We start from the raw sequence: 25,929 nt of genomic DNA, 5'->3' as shown, positions 1-25,929 counted from the left end.
GTCATTTTGGAAGCAAGCTTCCAAAATGACTCCGCTCGACTTGCATGTATTAGGCACGCCGCCAGCGTTCGTCCTGAGCCAGGATCAAACTCTCCAAATTAGATCAAACTTCGTTTGATCGACTGTCATTAATTCGTCCATCTCCTTGCGGAGAAGATGAATTAATGACGCTTATGAAAAGAGCGATTATGCTCATTTAAAACAAACTGACGAGAAATTACTTTCTCTATCAAATGATTTCTCATTTGTTTTGATTTCACTTTCGTGAAATCAACTCACTCGTTGTTCAGTTTTCAAAGACCAATTTGTTCATTTTGTTGTTACCAGTTGTTCTCGGCGACAACTTCTATATCATATCATGTCCGGTTCGTTTATGCAAGCTTTATTTTCGTTTACGTTTCATTTGAGTTTGGCTTGCCGATTCAATAAATGTATTATTTATTGGCCGGAATAAGAATATACCATGTTCATACCTATCATAACAAGTTGTAATAATTTACAGTTGTATCGGATGTGAATTATTAATGATCATCTATGTAATATAAACGCTCTTATAGTTCACCTATCCAATCATATTTCCTTACTAGTATTACTTTATTAGTAACCTCCACTGAACTATTTCTTCATAATAGTGAATTTCTCCTGGACTAAATATGTTGTTGATGTACTAATTTTAAGGACAAGGGCAAGACTGTTTCTCTAGACCCACACACATTGTCTCCAGTATGATCAATAGACCACAAAAATCCGGAGGTCACGCTAAATTGGATGCTTACAACGAGATTAAAGAAGGAGAAAAGGGCGCTTGGGTTAGTATTATTGCCTATCTGTGTCTTTCTGCTCTCAAATTAAGTATTGGGTTCACAGCAGGATCAGAAGCTCTATTTGCTGACGGTCTGAACAATACAACCGATATTATTGCCTCATTCGCTGTTCTTATTGGTCTAAAGATTTCTCGTAGACCACCTGATCATGATCATAAATACGGACATTTCCGTGCAGAGACAGTAGCTGCATTATTAGCATCATTCATAATGATTGTTGTCGGAGCTCAGGTATTATATCAAGCGATACAGAAATTTTTTGAACCATCCATAGATAATCCCAATATGATTGCAGCATGGGTCGCCTTATTCTGTGCTGTTGTTATGATGTTTGTCTATAGGTACAATATTCGCCTAGCTAAAAGAATAAACAGTCATGCTATTAAAGCCGCAGCTCAAGATAATCGATCCGATGCCATCGTCAGCATAGGTGCCTTTATAGGGATTGTTGGTTCACAGTTCGGTTTACCTTGGTTAGATCCACTTGCGGCTACCCTCGTTGGATTGATTATTTGTAAAACGGCTTGGGATATATTCAAAGATGCTTCTCACGCCTTAACCGATGGGTTCGACGAACATGAACTTAATAAAATAAAACTAACTGTCGCCGACACCCCAGGTGTTGAATCCATAAAAGATATTAAAGCACGCGTGCTTGGAAATAACATCATGGTCGATGTAACGATTCAGGTGGACGGATCACTAAATGTAGTAGAAAGTCATGCAATATCTGAAAAAGTCGAAGACCGTATGAATCTTGAGCATAATATTTCCCACGTCCATGTTCATATCGAACCTATGGAACAATCATAGTAAACCTTATTTTTATTAACGGCTTATCTGAAATTACTATTGTCTACTAATTCACCATAAAAAAAGAGTGTCCCTTACCATTACGATGGCTAGGAGACACTCTTTTTAAAAATCCTATTTTTCATAGGTATTATTCTTCGTAAATGACGATCGACTGTGTCTCAGCATCCCATTTAACGGTCGCATTCAAGCGTTCACTCACAAAACTAATAGGTACTACTGTACTACCTTCTACAATAGTTGTAGGTACATCAAGTTTCACTTGCTCACCATTAACGTATGCAATATTACTATTAATGTTCAATACCAATGTAATTTCATTACGAATAACGGTAACAGAGCGCTTCTTACTATCCCATTTCACATCAGCATTTAACGCCTCTGTTATAGCTCTAAAGGGTACCCATGTACCACCATCTTTAATAAATGGCGCCACTTGAAAGGAAGGTTCTTCTCCATTCACATAAAGTTTAATCCCTTTTTTCCCGATTGATTCATAATATTTGCTAAGTCTCTTGTAAGAATCCATGTTTTTAATATTGGCTAGAATAGCTTCTTTCTCCATATACACAGCATCTGTTACACTTACATTCTTTGCTAGCAATTCTGCAACCATAGATAGAGCCACGTCTTTGTCTTTCACTTTCTCAAGTTCAGCTACAAATTCATCTGTAAGATGAATATTGTATTCAGTTCTAAGAAGATCTGCAAGAACTTTACCAGCTGGCTTGTCCTTCACATTACTCATGGCTGTCAGAAGTCCCTTATATCCTTTATGATGATGATTTTTATAAGTCACATCAATCACCGTATGAGGCTTATCTTTATAAGTATCTTCACCTACTGTAGGTTTATTTTTATTTTTATTCCCTTTTCCCTTATCCTTTACTTCCTTGTCCTTCTTCTCTTTCGCTTCCTTGTCCTTCTTCTCTTTCTCTTTCTTCTCTTTCTCTTTCTTCTCTTTCGCTTCTTTCTCTTTCTTCTCTTTCTCTTTAGATTCAGACTTATTACTACTCGCTGCATGTGAGTGCTTGCCTGAATCCTTCCCTCCGTTATTCGGTTTCGCAAGCACCGATCCTGACATAAGGGTTGTTGCCACTATACACGACAACATAATCATCCAATACTTTTTCATGATGTAAACACGCCTCCTCTGTAAATATCTAGCTTATATATATATTTCGGTTACTTTTCTTCAAATCTTAATACATGATGCCACTTTTTTTTATAATAGGTTATATTCGTGTTTGAAACCTCCACTTGTTGGTTAACTAACTATAGGTTACATCATGATTGGTTTATTATTTTAACGTATCTTATACGGAATTTAAGGTGCTACTAAGGTTGTTCCGTTATACTAGCGATAACACGATGATGTAAAAAGAAATGACTACTCTATCTAAAAGATAACCATTTCAGCATTTTCATTTTTAGAAAAGAGGTATTTATGAAGAAGATCGTACTGGTCGGAACGATGGTTTTTGCTATAACTGTTAGTGGAGTTTCTTGGAATACACATGTAAGCGCAAGCCCTATTACACTACCCCTTATTACTACTGTTCCAGTTAAAGAAGACTTACTACACGTTCTAAATCTTTCTTCCGACGAAGAATTATATAATGCATTATATGAAGGTAATACGCTGGCTGAGGTTGCACATGATCGTAATGTTGATGTTCAGAAGATCGTTAACTTACAAGTTGCTGAATTAACGGCCCAGTTTGATCTACGTTATGCTAGTGGTAATCTCACTCCTCAACAATATGAAGAACAGAAGGCAGAGGTAAGAGATATTATTACAAAAAGTGTATACGGTCTATAGACAACACTTATATAGTAAAAAGGCACTGCCACAATCGGCAGTGCCTTACGTCTCCCTACATATATGCTCTATTTTCGTCCGTAATCGGCTTTAATCTCTCCCCACTCTTTCGTCTCCCACTTGCGTACCTTATTATCATATTGATTCATCTGTAGCCAATGTAGAGCTCGATCCACTAACCCCCATACTTCCTTCGTTGATTCATCTCGTTTCAAGGTTGTGGCAACTTGCTTCTCTCTCACCCATTTCAATGCTGTTCTAGAGTCGCTGTAGACTGTCTTGTTGCTTCCCTCTTTTTTCAAATGAGCTAAGGAATGTACTATCGCTAAGAACTCCCCCAGATTATTCGTACCGTTAGGAATTGGGCCTTTAGCGAATATAACTTCACCTGTCTGTGTATCGACACCCCTATATTCAATAGGACCTGGGTTCCCCCTTGTGCCTACGTCAACTGAAATACTATTATAATCAATCTCTTCTGATGACTTCTCGGATTCGGCCTTACTAGTCAGACTCTTCTTCGGTTGCACATGACCTTCTACCTTCTTCTTACCCCAATGTTGCTTCCATCCATCTCGATAAGCTTGTTCCGCTTCTGTCTTAGAGTCATATGACTTATATTTGGCATCTTTAAATTGAGCTACTTGTGATTGGCATTCAGGCCAGTTTGTGTAGATTCCCGGTGTGTTTCCCACCCATACGACATAATACTTTTGTTTCGCCACGACTACTCGTCCCTTCTTGGTCCGTTCAAACCCTACCTAATTATAAACGGCAAGCATCTTAAGTGATAGATCGAACAATGATAGATAACCTTATATGTATAACCATAGATCGACTCGTCCATAAATATAGTAATACAAGTAGAGAAACTAATGAGGTGCGAGTCAATGGAAGAAGTTCATCTAGGTTTATTAACGGTAAAAGTCATTGTTGGCTTTTTCGCGTTATTTGGGATTGTTAAATTGACGGGAAGGAGCTCGATTAATCAATTAACACCTTTTCACTTTATCTTCGTATTAGGTTTGGGCGATTTATTTGCAACTACGATATACGATAATAAGGTGAAATTATTTCACTTTCTGTATGCATTGTTTCTATGGGCATTACTCATGTTAATCATCGAATTCATTACTTTAAAAAGGGAATCCGCACGCTTCCTATTAGTCGGTAATCCAGCGATTATTATCCGCGACGGTGTGTTGGATCGTAAACTCATTAAGAAGAACAAATTAGGTGTAAACCAAGTTCTGAGCATCCTACGACAAGCGAACGTTTTTTCAATACGTGAAATCAAATACGGCATATTAGAACCCAATGGTCAGATCAGTACATTATTAGTATCACAGTATCAGCAACCTAATAAACAAGATCTCTCTCTTCCAGAGAATCCAGTATATCTTCCTACCTCTCTGATCATAGATGGTGAAGTTTTATGGGGCAATTTGCACGCTTGTGGGTTCGATCAAGAATGGCTATCCAATCAATTAAGCGCTCAAGGATATACCCATGCGAAGGAGATATTCTTTGCCGAATGGTGGGAAGGTAAGGGCGTCCATATCAGCCCAAATAAAAGGAACTAAACCCTAGCAACACATGGGTTTGGATCCCTTTTTTGAGGTAAAAGCCATGTCATAAAGTATGTTATATCTCTTACCCTCGTTTTCTTACGGGGATATATATATATTCATTACTTCAGCGGTAGAAATATAGAAACAGATGTCCCGATTCCTACCTCACTAGTAATATCTATTCGTCCTCCATGGGAGGCGATAATGTTATGCACGATCATCATACCAAGACCGTTACCATCATCTTTTGTCGTGTAAAAAGGTTCCCCTATTCTTTGTAACACTTCGGGGTTCATTCCTTCTCCATCATCACGGAAGTTTATGCATTGAAAGGAATCTTCCATGTCTATAGAGATATGAATCTGTCCTCCTGAAGGTAAAACCTCCAGTGCGTTCCTAAGAATATTTAAAAAGACTTGCTTAATCTGGTTCCGATCGCATCGGACCATCATCTCTTGAATCGTCTCATTTACAATCGTGATATGATTTAAATTCGCTTGAAGTTGGAACATACTTAATACTTCTTTTAGAATCGTACTAGTATACTCTTTCGTGAACTGTGCTGCTTTTGGTTTACCCAGAATCAAAAAATCACTTACGATTAAGTTCATTCTCTCAAGTTCAGACATGATCAGATCGTAATGAAGTAGCTTTGAATCTTTCCCGGATATTTGAATTATACCCTTAACGGTTGTAAGCGGGTTACGAATCTCATGAGCAATACTCACAGCAACTTCACCTGCAAAGACTAGCTTTTCTGTATTACGCAACAATGCTTCTGTTCTTTTCATCTCGCTAATATTACGCAAAGTACCCACAATACGAATTAATACCTGTTGATCATAAATGGGAACCACATCTAACATATAGTAACGAATGGACCCTTTGACCTGTAAGGCTAACTCTACCCCAACACATGCCTCTCCTTGATCAATCACATCCTGAAAGAAATCCCCTATAAGAATTATATCAAATACGGAGCTATGTATATATTTATCTTTATCGTAATTATCCCAATCTAGCATCCTTAGGATGTTTTCGTTTACTTCTACAATTCTTCCGAGGGCATCTGTCACAATCACACCATAATAGTTCGTCTCTAATAATACTTGGTTCAAAATATGATGTTCAGTATTCTGCCTGCGTAAGAGAATCTCACGCTCAATCGAATCCGCTAAGGTACTTATCAAAGCAAGTAAATTGGGATGAGCAAAATCAAGTCCCGCCATTAATGATAAAGTTCCTACAATTCGTTTTCCTTCATCACTGCGAATCGGTGCGGTACAACAAGACATGCACTGTAATACGGTATGATAATGTTGCTCACCATATATCTCAATTGGTTCTCTATGACGAATACTTAACGCTATCGCATTCGTTCCCACTTCTTCACTAAATTGTACACCTTCTTGAATACCAATCTGATTGGCAATGTCTATGATACTCGCGTCACCTTTGAAGTCAAGAATATAACCCTCACGATCCGTAATTGCGATCAAGTAAGGGTTCCCCGACGTAGAGGAAAGGAATTTATCAACAAAATAATTGATAACCTCCAATATTTCGCTATACATATATAGCTGTGTTTCTAGTTCCTCATTAGAGAATCGGTTCTTAAATATAGGTGGTTGATCTGGGACAAGCCCTAAGGCCATGCATTTTTGTTTCGATTCCTGAATTATCGAGTCAACATTCATTATATCAACCTTCATTCTATGCTATTCCTAATCCTTCTAAATCCTTCAGATCCTTCTAGATCTTTCTAGATTTCTTTCCTTTATTTTAACTCGCTAGTAGTACTTTCTCTATATAAATATTGGGTGAAGGGTATATTCATACGATTTAATTAGAAAATGGAGTTATTATACAGGTTAATCCTGGGTTATTTGACACCCATACTAATACGCATTACATTGTAATCTTAGGGTGAATATGAACAATAGGAGAATCAAATGCAGCCATTTACACAACAAGTTATTGATATTATACAAGCTATACCAAAAGGTAAGGTCATGACCTATGGGCAGATTGCCGCATCTGCTGGAAGTCCACGTGGCGCAAGACAAGTTGTTCGAATTCTACACACGATGGGTGAGAAGTATGATTTACCCTGGCATAGAGTGATCAACGCCAAAGGGGAAATCGTTATCTCGGATGATGAGTCACGTTTCCTTCAACAAATGTTACTTGAAGAAGAGGGAATTATTCCGAATGTAGCAGGAAAAATAGACCTAACCATATATCGATATCATGGCTAGGTCTCTCTGTTACGGCTATTAATCCTTCATATGAATGATGACAGCCGTTAAAGGTTCAATTGTAATGGAGTGATTGGTAAGTTGAAAGCCTGATTTCTTAGATATCTCCACTATTCCCGCTTCATCCTGATCAACTAAGATCTGTCCTGTCGTTAAATCCTCCTGCAGTGTGAGTCTTCTCGTTCTACTGTCTGCATTCACAAATACGTAATAGGTGCCTGTTCCATCTGTAGCCCGATTTTTATATCCAATTACTAGATCACATTTCTTAATTTCGGGTGACTTAATTGATGTAACGTTAGCGTTGATCAATTGCTGCGTACCCAGTCTAAACGCATTCGTAGACTTTCTTAGTGCAATCAGGCCTGATGTATATTTCCTTGTTGTATGATTCACTGGATACTGATCAGCATCCAACGCCTTAGCCCAATCAAACATATTGATGGCATCCGATGAATCGAATGAATCATGAACGAAATACCCGAATATCTGACCTTTTTCATCCTCAAAAGCATTATATTTCTGTTCTGGCACACCAAATGCCTTCCATTGTTTCGTTCGACCATATTCTTGTCCGGCATGGAGAAAAGCAGTCCCTTGAGAAGTTAAGATTAGCGTATTTCCAAGTCTTATGCGTCTGTGTATCTCTAAATCGTTAGCCGATACACTTGGATCTTTCTTAATGGATTGTGCAATCACATCATACAACGTAAGGTTGTCATGTGCCTCAATATATTGCACGATGTCCACTGGACTATCTGTAGGGATATTAGATGGTTGTGCCTTAATGTTATTGAATATAACAGCAATTTCTCTCGGCCCACCTGTAAGAAATCTGGGTTCACCTTCAAGACCATAGCCTGATTTCAATTCATTTCTAACCTCATCGGAGAATACGCCTACGCTATCTGTTTGGTCCATCCAGTCTTGAGTAGCACCTTTCCCAGCAAGTGTAGGTTCCGACAAATGCCCTTGAAAAGTTCTCCATCCTTCACCAATGAATAAGGCGTTCGCATTAATCTCTGCGGCGGAATCGTAGGCTTCCTGCACAGCCTCATAAGTTGCATCCCCCATCATATCCCAGCGCATACCATCAATTTTATATTCATTAAACCAATACTTCACGGAATCAACCATCAGTTTCTTCGCCATCTTCCGATTCGTAGCAAGATTATTGCCAAACCCACCGATAAACTTGCCCTCTGCATCCTGCCATGCATAATAGTTCGGAACAATATGATTCAGGAAGTCCGCTAGAGCCATATGTGTGTATATCACATCTAAGATGACACCCATGCCCGCTTCATGAATGGCATGAATTAATGCCTTCAGCTCTTTCACTCTAAGCTCAGGATCGGTTGGGTCTTCGGAATATGCACCATCTGGTGAGAAATAATGATGTGGATCGTATCCCCAATTGTACTCATTGTCTACAGCTGAGTAATCTAGTTCTCTATTGCCCATCGCCGCCTCATTCCCATAATACCAGGCCATGACAGGAAGCAATTGAACATGTGTAACCCCTAGGGATTGGATATAATCAAGCTTATCTTTAAAAGCATTAAAGGAACCCCATCTGGCATTCAATTCACCCTCAATGGAAGGATCAGCTGTAAAGTCCCGGATATGCACTTCCCAGATAATCGCATCACATCGCGTCTTATACCCCTCAATACTCGCGAAATTGAACTGTTCAGGATTCGTATCACTCAAATCGACGATTGCAGCCTTACCTATTCGATCTCCATCAGGACCTAGCTTACCTGTTGTATCTATCCTACATATAGCCATTGATTTCGCATAAGGATCAAGGACTTGTCGAGTCTGACCGTTATTTGTTACTTCATATTGATAAAAGTATCCTCGAAGATCTGTAACGCCTAGATCCATAGGCTTAATATTTACAGACCATACACCTTTCGCTCCCATCGTTAAGTTAACACTGCCAATAAGCTGTGTCGCATCATCTTTGTCATATAGATTAGCCCTAACCTGACTTGCAACGGGCGCCCAAATTTTGAATGTTACCCCATCTTTTCCATACGTTGCTCCAAGGTCATTTCCCTCATAAGAGTACAATTGATCGAGTATTCTCCAATCTGTAGAACTTACACTAGATACGTTTACCTTGTCGGAACAATCATTAACCTTTACAGAATCTATATTACCTTTAGCAGCATTCGTCTTCACTGCATCCCTCGAGTTACTTGTTAATCTTGCATTGTCCGTTCGGGTTGACTTTCTATGACTACTTGGCTTTTGAAATTCATTCTTCAAAGTCTGTCACTCCATTCCACCGATCATAGGTTTATAACTAGCAAGCATCCTCAATTTATGATAAAGATATACTTCATTCAGCTATTCTTCAATCATCAGAATTTCCCGAATCTCCTGCTCCGTCAGAACGGACAATGCTTGTTGACCCGGTTGAATCACTTCATCGATTAAATTTTTCTTCTTCTGCTGTAGCTCGTACATCTTCTCTTCCACAGTCCCTTGTGCAACGAGGCGAATTACTTGGACGACTTTCTTTTGTCCGATGCGGTGTGCACGGTCAGCTGCTTGTTCCTCCACAGCAGGGTTCCACCATAGATCATACAGAATAACCGTGTCCGCTCCGGTCAGGTTCAGTCCGGTCCCCCCTGCTTTTAAGGAGATGAGGAACAAGTCATATTCTCCTTCATTAAATCGATCACATAACTCCACACGCTCAGAGGCAGGTGTTTGCCCATCCAAATAGAAATAGGGTACTCCCTGTTTCCCCATTTCTCTTCGGATTAAGCCGAGCATCTCTGTGAATTGTGAGAATACTAGCATACGCTTACCCGCGCTCCGACATTCCTCAATGAGTTCCAAAAGCTGCTCGAACTTGGCTGAGCTTCCCGTATACCCTTGAACGAATAACACCGGATGACAACACAATTGACGTAGTCTCGTTAAACCCGCTAGAATCTTGATTCGATTCTTCTGAAAGCTCTTCTCTTTCAGATGTTTCACCGTCTCATGTTTCAGTTCAGCAAGATATGCCACATATACTTTCTTCTGATCGGGGAGCAATTCAGATACCTGTATGGACTCAATCTTGTCAGGTAGTTCCTTCAACACATCACCCTTTAGACGCCGAAGCAAGAATGGACGTATTCTCTTAGCTACATGGTCACGTGAAAGGTTCGCAAAGACCTTCCTGCTCGTAAATAACTCTGGAAATACTACGTCAAAAATAGACCATAACTCATCAATCGAATTCTCTACAGGCGTTCCTGTGAGTGCAAATCGATGTCTAGCTTGTATTCTTCGAACGGTCTGTGCGGTCTGAGTGGCATGATTCTTAAACATCTGTGCCTCATCCAAAATCAACGTATGAAATGTTAATCCCGCATAATATTCGAAATCCCTACGTAGTAGCGGATAGGAGGTGATGAGAACATCCACCCCTGAATTTCTAGTTATCTCTCTACGGCGTTCTTCTTGGGTACCATCCAGAATCATTACGCTCACTTCGGGTGCAAATCTCTTCAACTCATTGCGCCAATTGTATACAAGAGATGCTGGAGCAACGATGAGAGTAGGTAACTTCTCACTTCTAATCTCGGGTAAGACGGAGACGATGAATGCAATGCTTTGAATGGTTTTGCCAAGTCCCATATCATCTGCTAGTACTCCCCCGAATCGGTACTTAGCGAGCGTCTTCATCCATTGATAACCGTATTGCTGATAATCTCGAAGGACTGTACCCAACTTCTCAGGTAGAGGATAGTCCATCAGATCGGGATTGCGCATGTTCTCAAGAAGCCGACGAAATGATTTACCCAGTTGGACTGTCTTCCCTGTATCTTGGTAGTCTACCAACTGAAGTCCATGAATGATGGGAAGTCTGAGCTCAGGTCCAGTCATTTTGCCTGTACCAATGCCCGCTTCGTTCATAAAACGTAACATTTCCTGAAATTTCTCACCTTCTAGGGGTACAAATGCACCATTGGGTAGTCGGTGATATTTACTTTTCTCCTCCAGAGACTTCAATAGATGACGGATTTCTTGTTCAGGAATGCCATCGATATCGAACTTAAATTCTAGCCAATCATGTCTTGAATCCATATCTACTGTGACCTTCGGAGTCGTAAGGCCAGGATGCATCTGCGCTTTAACAGCAGAGGTAGCAAAGATCTCAACACGCTTTTGTAGTTGGGGAACAATGTGATACAAGAATTCATACTCTGCATCTTCATCCGCTAAGAAATACCCCATGTCCGTCTTTGTGAAGGCACTTTGGTCCATGAGATCCAGAATTTCCGTTTCCCGATCGCCATCACGTATAAGAATACGGTCGTCTCCTTCGTGCTGATTGTTCTCCTCCTCCAGAGGATTAAGGATGAGACCTCCATATTGGAACTCCATCGAAGCTAGCAGTCGACCTTTGACTCGATCTAAGTACAACTTAGCTTTCAAAGGTGTGCGAACCATACGTTCAGACACTGCCTTTGCGATATGAACACTACCGATCTTCATCAAACCCGGGATAACTTTTTCCATAAATAAGTCTAGTTGCTCCTGTGCGATGGGTATCTGCTGTTGATGGGATATCTCAAGCATATGTTTCAACTCCGCAAGACGTTTGATTTCTTCATTAGGTAATTTCACTAACCTTCCATCAAATAAGACGACGTCATATGATTCCATAATGGTAATCTTGTCTAAGCCTTCAATGTCCATATAATAACCTTTTCCAGCTGTATGATTTAGTTCGAACTGAATTGGGATCGTCTCATCCGATACTGAAATTCCATCTTTAACAAAATGCCCTTGCGCTAACTTAACCGTTGGTGCCTTCAATAGAAGTAGAAGTAGATCATCCCAGTAGATCGGTGGAATCATCAATAACCGGTTCCTCTGATTCGCTTCCATAATGGCAAGCTCTTGGTATATCTCTTCACTGTTATTAATAGCAATTAGATGGCGAATGATGTCATCATTCTCTTTAGAAAAGCAGTGAATTTCCGGATCATACGTGAAATGATTGGAGAACATATGCGTCTCCTCGCGTTCAATTCGGTCAAGCAATTCTCTTACGTTCTTCACGACATACAATCGTGCAGGTCCAATCTTCATCTCTAACCCAAACATGTACTTCCGGTATCCGTTATATATCGATTTACAGGTGAATTCTACATCAAGTGGGATTCTTGAATCGAAGTATTTGCGCTTATAGCTTGGACGAATGCTCTTCTCCGTAAATAACTCCAACATAAAGTTGGTCAGTTGTGTTTCTCCCTCAGATCCTTCCTCTAATAACCCATCTTCCTTCTCACTCTGATGCTCTATATCATGAATATTTAATAGCACCGCAGCGATATGTTGGCAATATAGATCATACGAAGATAATGTAGGACACGTACATTCTGCAAACACATCACCGGCAGCATTAGTTCTAACCGTAACCTGCTCGGTGCTTTTTCCTTTAACAATCGCTGTATACAATCCAGTCTCAGAATCTGTATATGTAAACGTCACTTTTCCTGTTTGGTAGTAAGCTTCCCCTTTATCATAGGAGCTCTTACCGCACCACAGCCTTATACTGCTTGGGGTCAACTGCATAGTCATTTATCTTGCTCCTCCTGACGAAAAGGGAATTGTATTCTTATCTATGATAACAGAAATCCACTGCCTCTTTCTGCGTATGCTCTTGGATCCCAGAAAAAACCGGTCCCACAAAGAGAACCGGAATCACAGCTTATAGATCATCGTAAGGGTTGGGTTATCCAACAAATTGCATTAACAATTGGTTAAACTTCTCACGTTCTTCCCAAAAAGCACCATGCCCACTATATTGAAAGGGGACAAGCTGTGAATTCCTAATAGCTTTATTTACCTCTTGTGCCTGTGCAAATGGGATTACTTTGTCATGAATACCATGAATGATTAACGTAGGAACGTGTATTTTATCAAGATCATTGAATAGATTCTCATCTCTCAGTGTGACTATGATCGCCGCTGTAGACCACCCTGCTGCTTCTAATCCCATTTGAAAGAACCAATCGGAGAATCGGTGTGTTATATATTGAAAGAAAAAGGTGTTTGTTACTTCCTCAATCATATTAGGACGATCATTATACGTTTTGGTCAGCAATGTATTAGCGGTTTCTTTGGTAAATCCCGTGGGTGCTGCTGCATCGATTAGGACAAGTTTCGATACGCCGAAGCCTTGATACCGGGACATATAACGAATCGCAATAGCTCCCCCTGTCGAATGACCCGCAATCGTAATGTTCTGTAATTGTAATGCCCCAATAACTGCTCGAAGATCGTCTGCCAATCGGTCAAAGTTGTACCCATCTATCGGTTTATCTGATTTACCGAACCCTCTCCAGTCAATGCCAATACACCGATAGCCCATAGCAGGAAGAACATCGAATTGATACTCAAACTGCTTATGACTCAAAGGCCAACCATGTATAAATAGTATCGTCTTCTTTCCGCCCGAATTTACATCTTCAACATAATATTTCACACCTTGTTCTACCGTTACAAAATAGCCCATGCCCATTCCTCCGTTTAGCGAATTTCTCAATTCTTATAGGCTATTCACTTTAGGAAGTATAGGTGAATACCTACGCTCAATGGTGAGATCTCTAAAAAATGAAGTGGAACATAAGGACTCCTTAATTAAGTCAACACCATACCAATATAGTTCTAACGAATATTCTCGTAGGATGCCGCTACGATGACGGATTATCCTTCCGATCGCTCTTGCCCTCTGATTTCGAAGTAGCTTTCCTATGGAAAGCTTGTAGGCGAACGCTACCGCTTCTTCAGGTCAATTCCGTCACCTTCGCTACTTTTTCTGGCACACATAAATCATTTCATAACTCTCATTTGTTATAGCTGTCTTCTTCCAATCCTTATATACATGCACAATCTCAAATTCATGACTAGACAATATTCGTTCCATTTCTTTCGGATAGACATACCTCAAGCTTATATTTGTCCTATTCTCATCTACTATTTCACCATCTGCATTCTTGTACTTTCTTATCGTTGTGTAATGTTGAATCTGTTGAAGTGAATCATAATTACTTCTTTGGAAAACCTTACCCCCATACGAAAAAAACATTACATCATTATACTAATGTGTAATATTTTTATATAGTAGTAAACTCTTTAATCAAACCTTCAACGGATCTTCAGTTTCAATTCAGTTAATACCCTTATCATGACTAATAGATATTACATACGGGTAGTGCAAACATTTGAAGATATTGAAGGAGTGTAACACCCATGAAAATTAGACCCATTAAAAAACGAAAGCTATTCATTGCAATGATTGTACTCCTTGTTGTCATAGGAGCCATAGTATACAAACTTGCTGACCGTTATTTAATAGAACATGTAGAAGTTGTCGTTCAGAATGAAGAGTCTACAGACAGTAAACCAGCTTCTGTTGCTGCGAGTAATGTCCATGCTAAGGTTGATGACCATAGTTATACCAGTGACAATATCGAGATCAAGATTAATCAAATGCAGACGGGTTCTGGATCCGATCAAATTACTTATTATGTCGCGGATGTCGTTCTTAAAGACTCAAGTAACCTACTCTCGGCTTTTGCCGATAACCAATTCGGGCGCAACATTATAGAGAAGACCTCTACCATAGCTGATGACAACCATGCGATATTTGCGATAAACGGCGATTATTACGGTTTCAGAGATGACGGTGTGATTATCCGAAACGGCACTATATACCGTGATAGCCCGGTAAGAACTGCCCTAGCATTATTCAACGACGGTACGATGCAATCCTTTGATGAAGAGGAACTAACGTCTACTTCCTTACTCGAACGGGGAGTGACCAACACTCTTTCTTTTGGACCCACGCTGATTAAAGACGGTGTAATGATTGATAACTTTGACAATCTCAAAATCGACACCAACTTCGGAAACCGTTCCATTCAGAATTCGAATCCAAGAACAGGAATCGGTATGATTGGTCCTAATCATTATATATTTATCGTCGTTGACGGACGTAAGGAAGGTTACAGCAAAGGCATGAGGCTGACTGGGTTCGCTCAGGTATTCGCAGATCTAGGTTGTACCGAAGCCTACAATCTAGACGGTGGTGGTTCATCGACGATGTACTTCATGGGCGATGTCGTGAACAATCCCTTAGGCAAAGGGAAAGAACGCGGTGTTAGCGACATCCTTTACATAAGAGAGGTCAACTAACATGACTATCCTTATACCCTCTTATGAACCGGATGAAAGATTACTATTGCTAATAATTCAACTAAAGGTTCAGACAGATGTAGACATACTCATTGTTGATGATGGTAGCGGAGAGCTCTACCAAGACATTTTTAAATTGATAGAATCATCTGGTTGTACGGTCTTGCATCATCAGACCAATCAAGGCAAAGGCCGTGCACTCAAAACAGGCTTTCAGTATTTAAAAGATATTGGGGAGCAAGGTAACGTGATCTGTGCGGATAGTGATGGGCAACATCATCCTCAAGATATTATGAGAATTTCTCAAGCGCTTGACGAACCTGGCTGTCAGCTGGTGCTTGGAAGTCGATCTTTCAGTGGTAACGTTCCCCTTCGTAGCCGTTTTGGAAACACGCTTACTCGGAAGGTGTATGCTTTCACCACAGGCATTAAGGTTCACGATACACAGACCGGACTTCGTGGATTTCCTGCACATATGCTGGACTGGTTGTGTCGGATTTCAGGAGAACGTTTTGAATATGAGATGAACATGTTGTTAGGAGCTCATAAAGAAGGATACGCCATTGATGAAATCTTTATTGATACCATCTACTTAGAGGATAATAAGTCCTCTCATTTCCGACCACTAGCCGACTCCATCAGAGTATATCTCCCTATACTTCTATTCAGTGCCTCATCCCTCCTATCTGGGATTCTAGATTTCGTTCTACTTCTTCTGCTCCAGTATTTCACGACTAATCTATTCCTATCGGTACTGTTGGCTAGAGTCTGTAGCTCCATCTTCAACTTTACGATGAATAGAAGGGTTGTTTTTACTAAAAATATAAGTTCCACACTTTCAACCGCACTGACCAAATACTTTGCGCTTGCCATACTAGTACTTCTATTAAATTATGGGGTTTTATATGTGTATCATGAACAAATAGGTATTCCTCTAATCCTAGCCAAACTGTTAACCGAAGCTACCATCTTCATCTTCAGCTATTGGGCTCAACGAAGATATGTATATTAAAAAAATCAAAGAAAGGGTTCTTCGATTTTAACGAAGAACCCTTTCTTTGATTAATAGATAGATTATGCCACGCAATGATTCGTTTACATCTTTAATTTTTAGCATATTTGGTCATGACTACATTACTATAATCTTTCTTACTGGATAACGTAAAAATTCAAACTTGTTTCTCTATCAAGATAAATACTTATGTAATGTTTATTCTGTATAGTAAAGTAGAGCCCATTTCTACACGCGAATGTCGATAATAGGTTGAAGGTTTTTTTGTGCTTGTATGTCATTACTTTTGTTCTTGTCATTATCCTGATTCTTCTTATTTGTATTATCAGCGTTCAAAGGTTCATCGGATACAGATAGCTCCTTCTGATCTTCAACCTCTTCAGTGACGACTTTCTTGTCATCGTTCTGGATACTATCTTGTGTGGATTCAATCTTTTCACTTATTTTACGATCCAATTCAGCAATCTTCTTATCTATGTCCAGTGCTTGTTCGGTTTTCGATTTATTGACTGTCAATTCGAGATTTTTTCTCATTTCCGATTTGCCTGGGTCACCGGGTTCATTCTCACCTCCAAGAAGATCTCTTCCTTTTCTTACTTCATGATTAAGAGTGTCAGTTTCCACTTTCAGTGATCTACGTACACTTGCCATTTTACTCAATTGGTCATGTAGATTGTTAGCTTGTAAAATCTTTTCCATAGAAATACCTGAGATATCTTGCTTACTTGTATCCATTTCGATTTTTTTACTAGAATCCTCCTTTTGAGAAGAATCACTCTTGTCAGTTTTACTAGCCTCAGTCTTCTCCATTCTTTTCTGCATAATTTGAGATTCAAGTAACTGCATATCCATGGTTAATAATTTAATTCTTTCATCTTTTTGTTCAGAGTTCATTTTTTCATCTGATCTAACAGTAGCGATTTTTTCATTAATAATTCCTTTTTGATTAATTAGCTGTTCAATCTCCCGGTCAATGGGTGACATAATATTCGCTCTAGACTTTACAGGTGGTGTAGACTGCGATCTACTTGAAGTACTTGAGGTACTTGAAATTTGTGCCATTTAAACACTTCTCCCTATAATAAAATGGTAAATTTTTCTTTACTATTATATTATCGGATATTTTCCATACAAATATGAACATTTTATCAAGAATCTGTTGAGTGACTACTTTTTGCGGCAATTGCAATTACCAATATATATTCAATACTTCATTTGTATCATGGACAGACGGTTCGTCCTTCCGCTCGATGTTCTAGACGATACTCTGTCGGGGTGACGTTGAACTTTTTACGAAATAGCTGTGTAAAATGCTTCACATCCTGATATCCTACCCGTTCCGAAATATCCGCTAACTTAAGCTGGGGATGGAGTAATAATTGCTTGGCTTGCTCCATGCGTAAATGAATCACATATTCTTTAAACCCGGACCCTGTCTTCTGTTTGAACAATTGGCTAAAATACACGGGATTCAAATAAACAATCGAAGCAACCCTCTCCAACGACAAGTCAGAATTATAATAGGTTTTAATATATTGCAGAGCTACCTCAATGACTTGGCTACCTCCCGTTGCATAATACTCGAATTCATGAGAAATCGAATCTTGATGCATCCGTTGTACTTCTGTAGGAATGACACTGAAGTCGCACATGACTTCGGTATGCAGAATTTGAAAAGGTACTCTTAAATACTTTTTCAAATGAATACGGAGCTCTTCCAACATGCCCTTCATGCTTATCGTTTCATTCATTGTAATAAGTCCTAACAGACTTTTAGCATCAAAACTTGTAGCAAACCCTTTACCATGATGATTAATCAATTCAGTGAGTACATTATCAATGATAAAATGCTCTAGGTGTACCACTCTGTCACTTTCCATCTTCACCATGATGAGTTGAAAATGTGGGTGATCCACGATGACCGAAGCCATATCCATGCCCCCGATGTCCAGACCTGAAGCCCAACGCTGAAATACTGCAGCACGCAGAAATTTCAAGTTTGTCTTCAGCAATTTGGATTCCTTGACCATCTCTACTTCAAATCCAATGCTACGCTCAAGTTTACCGATCATCTCAAGCAACATTTCTTTCCCTATCGGCTTAAGCAGATACTCCACCGCGCCTAGACGGATTGCTTCCTTAGCATATGCAAATTCAGAGTATGCGGAAATAATCACCCATTTGATATGTGGGTAACTTGCTTTAGAGAACTGCATTAATTCTAGACCCGTCATACCCGGCATAAGGATGTCTGTCAATACAATCTCAATAGGAAGACTTCGGAGCAGTTGTACGGCCTCCTCTGGATTCGCAGCCAGATATACGTTGTATTGTGGATATTCCTTGTCAATCGTCCGTTTAATGCCTTCCCGGATGGCGGATTCATCATCCACGATGAGAATATTTATCTTCATGACCTCCTTGTAACGGAATCGGTATCACAATGATAACGGTCGTTCCCTCCCCTTTTTGACTCTCCACACGGAGGCCATAAGCTGCTCCAAATAGCATATTGATTCTGGCATGAACATTATGTAGTCCGATCCCCCTCCTCAGTCGGTTAGCCGATTCCACAATAAGGACATTCGGATTTATTTTAAGAGATGCTCTAATCTGGCATAACAGTTCTTCCTCCATGCCTAACCCATGATCTGTAATTCTAATATGGAGTTCATGACTATGTTGTACTGTAGATACCTGTAACTTACAAGGAGTACCTAGCGGTTCCAAGCCGTATTTTATAGCATTCTCAATGATTGGCTGAAGGGTTACCTTCGGTAAAATAACATCGAGCCATTGTTCATTCACGTTGATCTCCGTCTGAACCCGATCATCTAGACGACTCTTAATAATGGTTAGATAATGACGAATGTGTTCCAACTCTTGGCGGAGCGTTGTTTGCGAAGCTTCCTCCCAGTCACTGCTATATCGAAACATATGTGAAAGAGACAAGATCACGCGACTTAACTTTTCATTTCCCTTCTCATCTAACATCCAGTAAATCATATCTAATGTATTATATAAAAAATGGGGGTTCACCTGTGATTGAAGGGCCTGCAACTGAGCATTCTTCTCGCTGACCGAGGAAATCTTGATCCGCTCAATAAGTTCATCCATCCGATGTACCATCCGGTTAAAGGAAGAGACGAGACTATTGATTTCCTCAAATGAATTCACGTTAACAGATCCACTGAAATTCCCCAATTCAACTTTCTTCATCTCTCGAATCAGTAACTTCAATGGCGAAGCAATCGTTCTAGACACGAGCGAAGCCAAGGCTGTAGATACAGCGATCAGAGCAAGAAGCACAATTCCTAAATACAATCGAGTCTGATTAATCTCAGCATTTAGATCACTCTTCGGTGTCATGCCGTAAATCGTCCAATCTGCAATGGAGGTCTTCGCAGCTACAATTAATTGATCAGAGTCATCATCAACGAGAATCTCATGATCTGGAGAGGGCTTAGGAAGATTGGTAAATACGGGCCATTCGTCCTCTTGCTGTTCCTTGCTTGCGATAACTTGGTCATCTTTTTCCGTAATAAACACTTTCGTGCCAGGACTAATACTGACATTCGATAATGCTTCTTTAATAGGAGAGGGATCCGTCTCAATGATAATCATTCCTATGGACTTATAATTAGTTAGATCGTACAATTTCCTACCAAATACAAATACCGAATCTTGTTGCATCGTATTAATAGGAGATCTAGCATAGAATCCAAGCCAGACCATATCACCCGAAGACGCTTTCAATTTGCTATACCAGTCCATTTGAGCATAATTAATGTCAATGACACCCGCGAACTGTCTTTCATAACTATATACCTTACCCGCGTCCGTAATGATGTGAATCCCTACAATCTCCTTACGGGAATAGTACGCTGCACCAATAATATTCGTTATCGTGCGCTCATTGGTGACTGAGACCACGGGATTACTAGAAGTCTCTTGGAGTAATCGAGTTAATTCATAATTACCATTTAAAGACTTTGTGACACTGTTATACCCCTCAAGCATCAAATTAAATAGACCCGCTGTTTGAGAAATGTTCTTCTCAGCAATATCACTTATTTTTGAATGGATAATATCTAACGTACGTGTATAGTAAAGGAAACTGACGAGGATAAGAATACCGGTCATACAAGTCAAAAAAAGTAGAAAAAGACGGTTATGAATAGAACGGAATCCTCGAGCCAAACCTGTTGTCCCCCTTCACCCGATTTCTTCTCATTTTATCATAATACCGACTTTATCATGATTAACCTTTAACAGCTCCAGCTACCATACCCTGTGTAATCTTGTCTGCTAATAAGAAATAGATAATGATCACGGGAAGTGCACCTAATACTAAAAATGCCCCAATAGCTCCATAATTCACAGAATACTGTCCGACAAAACTATTTACACCAAAAGGTAGTGTCTTCAAGCTATTTGAAGAAATAAATATGGATGCCATAATATATTCATTCCAAATGTTAATAAACGTTAGAATACACACTGTCATAATAGGTGGAATCGAAATGGGTAACATAATATTCCAATATACACGAATTATACTAGCCCCGTCCATGATTGCCGACTCTTCAATCTCGCCCGGAATTGACTTCATAAACCCATTAAGAATAAATATAGCAATCGGCATGGAGAATGCGATATACGGAAAAATAATAGATAGATGTGTATTCAAAATGTGCATATTCTTAAAGATAATCATTAATGGTAATAACGTCGCTTGCATTGGAATCATCATTCCGATAAGAAATAGTAATAGCACCAATTGCCCATACCGCCAGCGGAAACGGCTTATCGCAAAAGCAGTTAGAGAGCTCAATATAATGACACACGTCATCGTTAACGTTGTAACAAAGACACTGTTCCATAAATACCGAAAGTAATCCCCGCCTGAAAATGCAGAGACGTAATTGCTCCATTGCGGAGATTGCGGTAGTGAGAAGAAGCTCCCAGAGAGTATCTCCTCATTTGTTTTGAATGAGTACAAGAATAACCACAACAAAGGATAGACTTGTGTCACAACTAACACAGACAAGAACAGAAGAACGATTCCCTTCGTCAAAGAAAATCGTCTGCGCTTGGGTTCGGTCTTTACATGTCGTAAAGTCGTGACCTGTGATGTATTCATATCGATTTTCCTCCTTTACGTGAATCGTTTCTCTATTTTATTAAAAATAACATTAATAACGACCGTGGCAATTAGACACACAGCAACTAGAAATGAAGCAATCGAGCTACCATAGCCATACTGCATAGACTTGAACGACATATTATACATGTGTGTAGAAATCACATCCGTTGTATTAGCAGGGCCTCCGCCCGTCATGACCATGACCATATCGAAGGCCTGCAGTGACCCAATAAATGCTAACACAATGGAAATTTTAAAAATGGGGATAATCATAGGAAATGTAATGTAACGATCAGCCTTAAATCCTTCGGCCCCGTCGATTCGGGCTGCTTCGTAAATTTCAGTTGGAACATTCGATATCCCTGTAAATTGAATGAGTGTATGATAGCCCAAGTACTGCCACAAAGCCACAAAGTATAAAGAATACATTGCTACTGCGGGTTCGGTTAACCAAGATCTTGACCAGGATTCCAACCCAACAGTGATCAAAACCTGATTCAACATCCCCCCCATAGATGCAGGGTTGTATATGGTTTTCCATAACTGCCCGATGATAACCACAGATAGAATAACAGGTAAAAAGTAACTTGAAACTAAAAAATTCGGTTTACGAACAAATCTTCGAAGCAAGATCGCTATAAACAATGCAAGTGGAATCTCTGCCATTGAAAAAACAGAAAACATAAATGTCCTCTTTACAGACGGCCAAAAAATAGGATCATGGAAAAATAAATTTTTAAAATTGTCCAATCCTATAAATGTTGATTCCCCTATCCCGTTCCAATCTAATAAGCCACTATATAACGATACGACAATAGGGATGAATACAATTCCGAAATATATAAGCAAGCAAGGTAATACAAACGCTGTAATGGTAAGACGAGATACCTTGAGAACGTTCACACCGTATTCCCTCCTTCTGACTATTAAGATAGATATAAAGGGAACAGCAAGTGTTCCCTTCATAAATGAGTTAGTTTAACTATTTATTATTAGCTTCAAACGCTGCTTGGTGTTCTTTCGCTACTGCAGCCGAATCTACTTTCTGCACAAACAAGTTTTGAATACTATTTAAATGAACTTGTGCTGTACCTGGATTCATGGTGTTATCAAACGCCAAGTCTCCACCTTTTACTTCTTTAAATAGACTCAGTACTTCCATCGCCATATCGGAATAACCAGCCGCCTTAAAGTCTCCATCTACGATCTGACCAATCCCAACTGCTCCCTTAGCTATAAATGCTTCTTTAGGGAAGTTCAACATGAACCAATTCAAGAAATCTTTTGTTTCTTGCAAGTGCTCGCTATCCGCAGAAATTGCAAATGCACTACCCGGTGCTAACATGAACTCATTCGGATCACCTTTACCAGCGATTGTAGGGAATTTGAATACACCTACTTTTCCATTCACAGAGGATGTTTCAATACCACCTGTTGCCCATGTTCCCATGTAGTACATTGCTGATTTACCTGTTTTAAATAGGTTCTCCCCAGCATTATAATCAAAGGAAGTTGCACCATCCTGGAATGCGCCAGCTGCAACTAAACTCTCGAATGAATCGACTGCTTCTTTAAATGCGGGATCATCGAAGGTCTTCTTCTTATCTACAACATCTTGTAAGAATCCTGGTCCGTTTGTGCGAAGCAACATATTCATGAACAAAAAGGACCCTGTCCAAGAATCTTTTTCACCGATAGCGATCGGTGTAATTCCTTTTTCTTTGAGCGTTGCTACGACTTTTAACATATCTTCAAACGTCGTTGGCACTTCTACGCCAGCTTTATCAAAAAGTTCTCTATTATAGTAGACGACACCGATGTTATTACCATCTGGAAGAGCATATATGTTGTTATCAAAGCTATACCAATCTAAAAGTCCTTCTTGGAACGTATCCTTCAAGCCATTTTGATCCAACATATCATTCAATGGTGCAAATAAACCGGCATCAACAAAAGGTTGCATTTGAGCAGCAGGGTTCACGATCGTAATGTCAGGAACCTCTTTCGATGCTGCCTGTGTCTTTAATTTCAATTTCTGTTGATCTGTATTAAGTGAATCAAGTTCGATCTTGATGTTTGGATGTTCTGTTTCGTATTGCGTCACGAGCTTCTTCATCAGTTGATTCTTAGGATCAGTCGTATCCGGGTAGATGTTCTGGAATGTAATCTTGATATCCTTTTCTACAACCTTTTCAACGACCTTCTCCGGTGTCTTATCCGTCTCATTACTTGCAGTATTACCTTTATTGTCTTTGGAACCGTTTCCACAAGCAGCTAAACCAAATACCATTGTTGCTGCAAGAACCAGACTACATACTTTTGATACATTTGCCATTTTATTCACCCCTTATAAGTGTATATTTTTATTATGGGGATAATTTCCACATTTGAGGAGGTGTTAAATTTAGGATATAGGGTTGCTTTTTACAGATACATTGGATTAACCCTCACCACTGCAGAATAGAATCGATACATTCAATCTAGCCCTTATGTAAAAAAACACCGTGTAACCAGCTAATGCAGTTCACTGGTTAAATGGTGTTTTCTTTAAACCTATCTAATTAACCGAATCTAGGTGTTGATCTGAATGACTTCTTGTCCCATCATTTCAAATCGTAAATTGAGGTGCAAATATTACAGTCCTCCTACACCATGCTCGGAAAGAGGTGTAATCTGACCTCCAGCTCCAGGACCTACTGGATGAGTGAGTCCAATAACAATCATAAATACAATTAACAGACCGAATATTCCCTTTTTCATTTTACATTTCTCCTTCTTTCAATATTATATTTGTATACTCTATCTGTGTATCTCCTGATGCTAAATGTCTGAATTGCTCGAATACTTTAACACATCTAGTAAAGCATGTGTCACTATGTATTCTAATGGAGGTTTCCAAACTTTGTAATATCCACTTTAATCCAATTTCATACCGTTGCCTGCGTAGATGATAAATAGCTAATTCTATGAGAAACTTAAGACAACGATCCATACTTAATGGTTGAGAGTACTCACCAGCTAACCGATTCGATTCACCATAGAAGGAAATATGATCTTCAAATTGAATAAGCATCTCATCTACATCCATACCATATATATTCGCTGCTTCAGTGATCATAAGAAGCCCTGGCAGAATCTCCTCTTCGTTCTCACTCATATATGATACATATTGAGGCAATGCATCCCATTCTCCTTGCCTTATTCTATAAATGCATGTGTTCGCTTCGCCCCACTTCTGAAACTTAACCCTATACTTAACCGCATCTTCTTCACGTTCTTCTGACCAATCCATATTGATATATAATAAAGTGTACTTATTCGCTACTTCATAGTTTTTAAATCTGCAATATGCACCGGCCGTCATCAAATGTCCATAGGCTGCATATGCCAGAACAGGATACTTTGTCTTTCTCTGCGTTCGATCTACCTTCCGCTTATTCATAGTATGTTGGCAATCTGCTCTAAACAATAGTTTGTCGGAAATTCCAATGACCTTGTCCATATAATCTAAAGAGAAGTAAACATTACTAAGTTCAAGTAAAGCATCCAGCTGAATCTCTTCTGGAAGACGGTCTATGAAAGGCTCAAATCGAACCACTGCGCGAAGATTCTCTTGTTGATCTTCTCCAATAGAAAGAGAAAACAATCGAAAGTGACAAAGAGCTAACCTCTCGGAATGTTGTAACCTCTCCCCTTCAGCAACACATTGATACAACAAGACTGCTGCTTTATGTAAACCTTGATGATAGAGTAATTCTGCTGTGTCAAATATGCCTGGAAGATATGAGAGGTCTTCCGTAAGACGATTTAAGATGCTCTCCATACAATCGTACTTTTTGAGTTCTGCACATCGTTGCAAGAAAGGTCTTAACCTTCTCCAATTAGGTGCATTCGTAACGAAACACTCATCCACATATAGATCATATAACGCTCCCTCTGGAAGCTCCATTCCCGCTGTAATAAGATCCAGTTGTTTTACAGCAATAGGCTTAGGTGGATTACGATTGATAATGGCACTTAATATTCCCTTGTTCATACCAGCTGCAAATGATAACCCTTGTAAATTCATTTCATTTCTTCTTATGTAATCTTCTATTTCTGAACGGATCGTGGTGGTTGATATCAACTAGATCACCCCATCATATGTCGCATATTAAAATCCATAAATTTCTATTATTGAATTATATATGTAATTCATACGATGGTCAATAAACAAAACTTTTGAAAAAAAACAGCAACCCATGGTCATAACCACAGCTCACTGTC

At 39.5% G+C, this 25,929-nt stretch carries 19 protein-coding genes, 1 rRNA gene and 1 pseudogene; 6 read left to right on the top strand and 15 right to left on the bottom strand.

The window, feature by feature from the left end:
• A 16S ribosomal RNA gene (locus tag AC1D7X_RS20745) occupies window positions 1-100 on the bottom strand; the annotation flags it as partial.
• 664 nt (window positions 101-764) lie between these two features.
• Here AC1D7X_RS20745 and AC1D7X_RS20740 point away from each other — a divergent pair.
• Entirely contained in the window at window positions 765-1,637 is an 873-nt protein-coding gene (locus tag AC1D7X_RS20740) for a cation diffusion facilitator family transporter (RefSeq protein ID WP_495457962.1), read from the top strand.
• Between the two features lie 130 nt (window positions 1,638-1,767).
• Here the strand turns inward: AC1D7X_RS20740 and AC1D7X_RS20735 are convergent, their stop codons facing one another.
• A complete protein-coding gene (locus AC1D7X_RS20735) occupies window positions 1,768-2,772 on the bottom strand; it encodes a copper amine oxidase N-terminal domain-containing protein (protein WP_495476016.1) in 1,005 nt (334 codons plus the stop codon).
• 312 nt (window positions 2,773-3,084) lie between these two features.
• Here AC1D7X_RS20735 and AC1D7X_RS20730 point away from each other — a divergent pair, with 312 nt between their 5' ends.
• On the top strand, window positions 3,085-3,459 hold the full coding sequence (locus AC1D7X_RS20730) for a hypothetical protein (RefSeq protein ID WP_495457865.1): 375 nt from the start codon (window positions 3,085-3,087) through the stop codon (window positions 3,457-3,459).
• Window positions 3,460-3,527: 68 nt separating this feature from the next.
• On the opposite strand, the gene rnhA is transcribed toward AC1D7X_RS20730, so the two are convergent.
• Window positions 3,528-4,184 carry a ribonuclease H gene (rnhA, locus tag AC1D7X_RS20725; RefSeq protein ID WP_495457866.1) on the bottom strand — a complete coding sequence of 219 codons (657 nt, stop codon included), beginning with the start codon at window positions 4,182-4,184 and terminating at the stop codon, window positions 3,528-3,530.
• A gap of 165 nt (window positions 4,185-4,349) precedes the next feature.
• Between rnhA and AC1D7X_RS20720 the strand changes: the two genes are divergently transcribed.
• Complete coding sequence (locus AC1D7X_RS20720) at window positions 4,350-5,042, top strand: DUF421 domain-containing protein (RefSeq protein WP_495457867.1); 693 nt, start codon at window positions 4,350-4,352, stop codon at window positions 5,040-5,042.
• Window positions 5,043-5,149: 107 nt separating this feature from the next.
• On the opposite strand, the gene AC1D7X_RS20715 is transcribed toward AC1D7X_RS20720, so the two are convergent.
• Entirely contained in the window at window positions 5,150-6,742 is a 1,593-nt protein-coding gene (locus AC1D7X_RS20715; RefSeq protein WP_495457868.1) for an ATP-binding protein, read from the bottom strand.
• Window positions 6,743-6,982: 240 nt separating this feature from the next.
• On the opposite strand from AC1D7X_RS20715, the gene AC1D7X_RS20710 reads away from it, so the two are divergent.
• Window positions 6,983-7,288, top strand: a complete 306-nt coding sequence (locus AC1D7X_RS20710) for an MGMT family protein (protein WP_495457869.1) — start codon at window positions 6,983-6,985, stop codon at window positions 7,286-7,288.
• Window positions 7,289-7,306: 18 nt separating this feature from the next.
• Here the strand turns inward: AC1D7X_RS20710 and AC1D7X_RS20705 are convergent.
• From AC1D7X_RS20705 to AC1D7X_RS20695, 3 genes and pseudogenes are all read right to left on the bottom strand, one after another.
• A pseudogene (locus AC1D7X_RS20705) lies at window positions 7,307-9,397 on the bottom strand (alpha-amylase family glycosyl hydrolase); the annotation flags it as partial.
• A gap of 249 nt (window positions 9,398-9,646) precedes the next feature.
• Entirely contained in the window at window positions 9,647-12,886 is a 3,240-nt protein-coding gene (locus AC1D7X_RS20700; protein WP_495476015.1) for a DEAD/DEAH box helicase, read from the bottom strand.
• A gap of 154 nt (window positions 12,887-13,040) precedes the next feature.
• Window positions 13,041-13,823 carry an alpha/beta fold hydrolase gene (locus tag AC1D7X_RS20695; protein ID WP_495457871.1) on the bottom strand — a complete coding sequence of 261 codons (783 nt, stop codon included), beginning with the start codon at window positions 13,821-13,823 and terminating at the stop codon, window positions 13,041-13,043.
• A gap of 737 nt (window positions 13,824-14,560) precedes the next feature.
• Between AC1D7X_RS20695 and AC1D7X_RS20690 the strand changes: the two genes are divergently transcribed.
• Entirely contained in the window at window positions 14,561-15,505 is a 945-nt protein-coding gene (locus AC1D7X_RS20690) for a phosphodiester glycosidase family protein (protein ID WP_495476014.1), read from the top strand.
• A 1-nt stretch (window position 15,506) separates the two neighbouring features.
• Window positions 15,507-16,517 (top strand): GtrA family protein, encoded by a 1,011-nt coding sequence (locus AC1D7X_RS20685; RefSeq protein WP_495457873.1) that lies wholly within the window; start codon window positions 15,507-15,509, stop codon window positions 16,515-16,517.
• Between the two features lie 228 nt (window positions 16,518-16,745).
• Here AC1D7X_RS20685 and AC1D7X_RS20680 read toward each other — a convergent pair whose 3' ends face one another.
• From AC1D7X_RS20680 to AC1D7X_RS20645, 8 genes are all read right to left on the bottom strand, one after another.
• On the bottom strand, window positions 16,746-17,579 hold the full coding sequence (locus AC1D7X_RS20680) for a hypothetical protein (protein WP_495457874.1): 834 nt from the start codon (window positions 17,577-17,579) through the stop codon (window positions 16,746-16,748).
• A gap of 158 nt (window positions 17,580-17,737) precedes the next feature.
• A complete protein-coding gene (locus AC1D7X_RS20675; protein WP_495457963.1) occupies window positions 17,738-18,925 on the bottom strand; it encodes a response regulator in 1,188 nt (395 codons plus the stop codon).
• On the bottom strand, window positions 18,903-20,717 hold the full coding sequence (locus tag AC1D7X_RS20670) for a sensor histidine kinase (protein ID WP_495457875.1): 1,815 nt from the start codon (window positions 20,715-20,717) through the stop codon (window positions 18,903-18,905). Before AC1D7X_RS20670 ends, AC1D7X_RS20675 begins: the two co-directional genes overlap by 23 nt.
• Before the next feature lie 61 nt (window positions 20,718-20,778).
• The gene (locus AC1D7X_RS20665; RefSeq protein WP_495457876.1) at window positions 20,779-21,660 is read right to left on the bottom strand and encodes a carbohydrate ABC transporter permease; all 882 of its coding nucleotides are present in this window, start codon (window positions 21,658-21,660) and stop codon (window positions 20,779-20,781) included.
• Window positions 21,661-21,675: 15 nt separating this feature from the next.
• Window positions 21,676-22,566 (bottom strand): carbohydrate ABC transporter permease, encoded by an 891-nt coding sequence (locus tag AC1D7X_RS20660; protein WP_495457877.1) that lies wholly within the window; start codon window positions 22,564-22,566, stop codon window positions 21,676-21,678.
• A 79-nt stretch (window positions 22,567-22,645) separates the two neighbouring features.
• On the bottom strand, window positions 22,646-23,998 hold the full coding sequence (locus AC1D7X_RS20655) for an extracellular solute-binding protein (protein ID WP_495457878.1): 1,353 nt from the start codon (window positions 23,996-23,998) through the stop codon (window positions 22,646-22,648).
• Between the two features lie 299 nt (window positions 23,999-24,297).
• Complete coding sequence (locus tag AC1D7X_RS20650) at window positions 24,298-24,423, bottom strand: hypothetical protein (protein WP_495457879.1); 126 nt, start codon at window positions 24,421-24,423, stop codon at window positions 24,298-24,300.
• Window position 24,424: 1 nt separating this feature from the next.
• A complete protein-coding gene (locus tag AC1D7X_RS20645) occupies window positions 24,425-25,789 on the bottom strand; it encodes a transcriptional regulator (RefSeq protein ID WP_495457880.1) in 1,365 nt (454 codons plus the stop codon).
• Window positions 25,790-25,929 lie beyond the last annotated feature (140 nt).

Source organism: Paenibacillus sp. Y568 (assembly GCF_059445545.1).
Note: the sequence above shows the minus strand (reverse complement) of the source record. Positions and strands in the feature narration are given on the sequence as shown.

What these genes read in the sequence shown, in the direction of transcription:
- AC1D7X_RS20735 (WP_495476016.1), bottom strand. Translation starts at nt 2,772, where the DNA reads ATGAAAAAGTATTGGATGATTATGTTGTCGTGTATAGTGGCAACAACC.
- AC1D7X_RS20730 (WP_495457865.1), top strand. Translation starts at nt 3,085, where the DNA reads ATGAAGAAGATCGTACTGGTCGGAACGATGGTTTTTGCTATAACTGTT.
- AC1D7X_RS20720 (WP_495457867.1), top strand. Translation starts at nt 4,350, where the DNA reads ATGGAAGAAGTTCATCTAGGTTTATTAACGGTAAAAGTCATTGTTGGC.
- AC1D7X_RS20715 (WP_495457868.1), bottom strand. Translation starts at nt 6,742, where the DNA reads ATGAAGGTTGATATAATGAATGTTGACTCGATAATTCAGGAATCGAAA.
- AC1D7X_RS20710 (WP_495457869.1), top strand. Translation starts at nt 6,983, where the DNA reads ATGCAGCCATTTACACAACAAGTTATTGATATTATACAAGCTATACCA.
- AC1D7X_RS20700 (WP_495476015.1), bottom strand. Translation starts at nt 12,886, where the DNA reads ATGACTATGCAGTTGACCCCAAGCAGTATAAGGCTGTGGTGCGGTAAG.
- AC1D7X_RS20695 (WP_495457871.1), bottom strand. Translation starts at nt 13,823, where the DNA reads ATGGGCTATTTTGTAACGGTAGAACAAGGTGTGAAATATTATGTTGAA.
- AC1D7X_RS20690 (WP_495476014.1), top strand. Translation starts at nt 14,561, where the DNA reads ATGAAAATTAGACCCATTAAAAAACGAAAGCTATTCATTGCAATGATT.
- AC1D7X_RS20685 (WP_495457873.1), top strand. Translation starts at nt 15,507, where the DNA reads ATGACTATCCTTATACCCTCTTATGAACCGGATGAAAGATTACTATTG.
- AC1D7X_RS20680 (WP_495457874.1), bottom strand. Translation starts at nt 17,579, where the DNA reads ATGGCACAAATTTCAAGTACCTCAAGTACTTCAAGTAGATCGCAGTCT.
- AC1D7X_RS20665 (WP_495457876.1), bottom strand. Translation starts at nt 21,660, where the DNA reads ATGAATACATCACAGGTCACGACTTTACGACATGTAAAGACCGAACCC.
- AC1D7X_RS20655 (WP_495457878.1), bottom strand. Translation starts at nt 23,998, where the DNA reads ATGGCAAATGTATCAAAAGTATGTAGTCTGGTTCTTGCAGCAACAATG.
- AC1D7X_RS20650 (WP_495457879.1), bottom strand. Translation starts at nt 24,423, where the DNA reads ATGAAAAAGGGAATATTCGGTCTGTTAATTGTATTTATGATTGTTATT.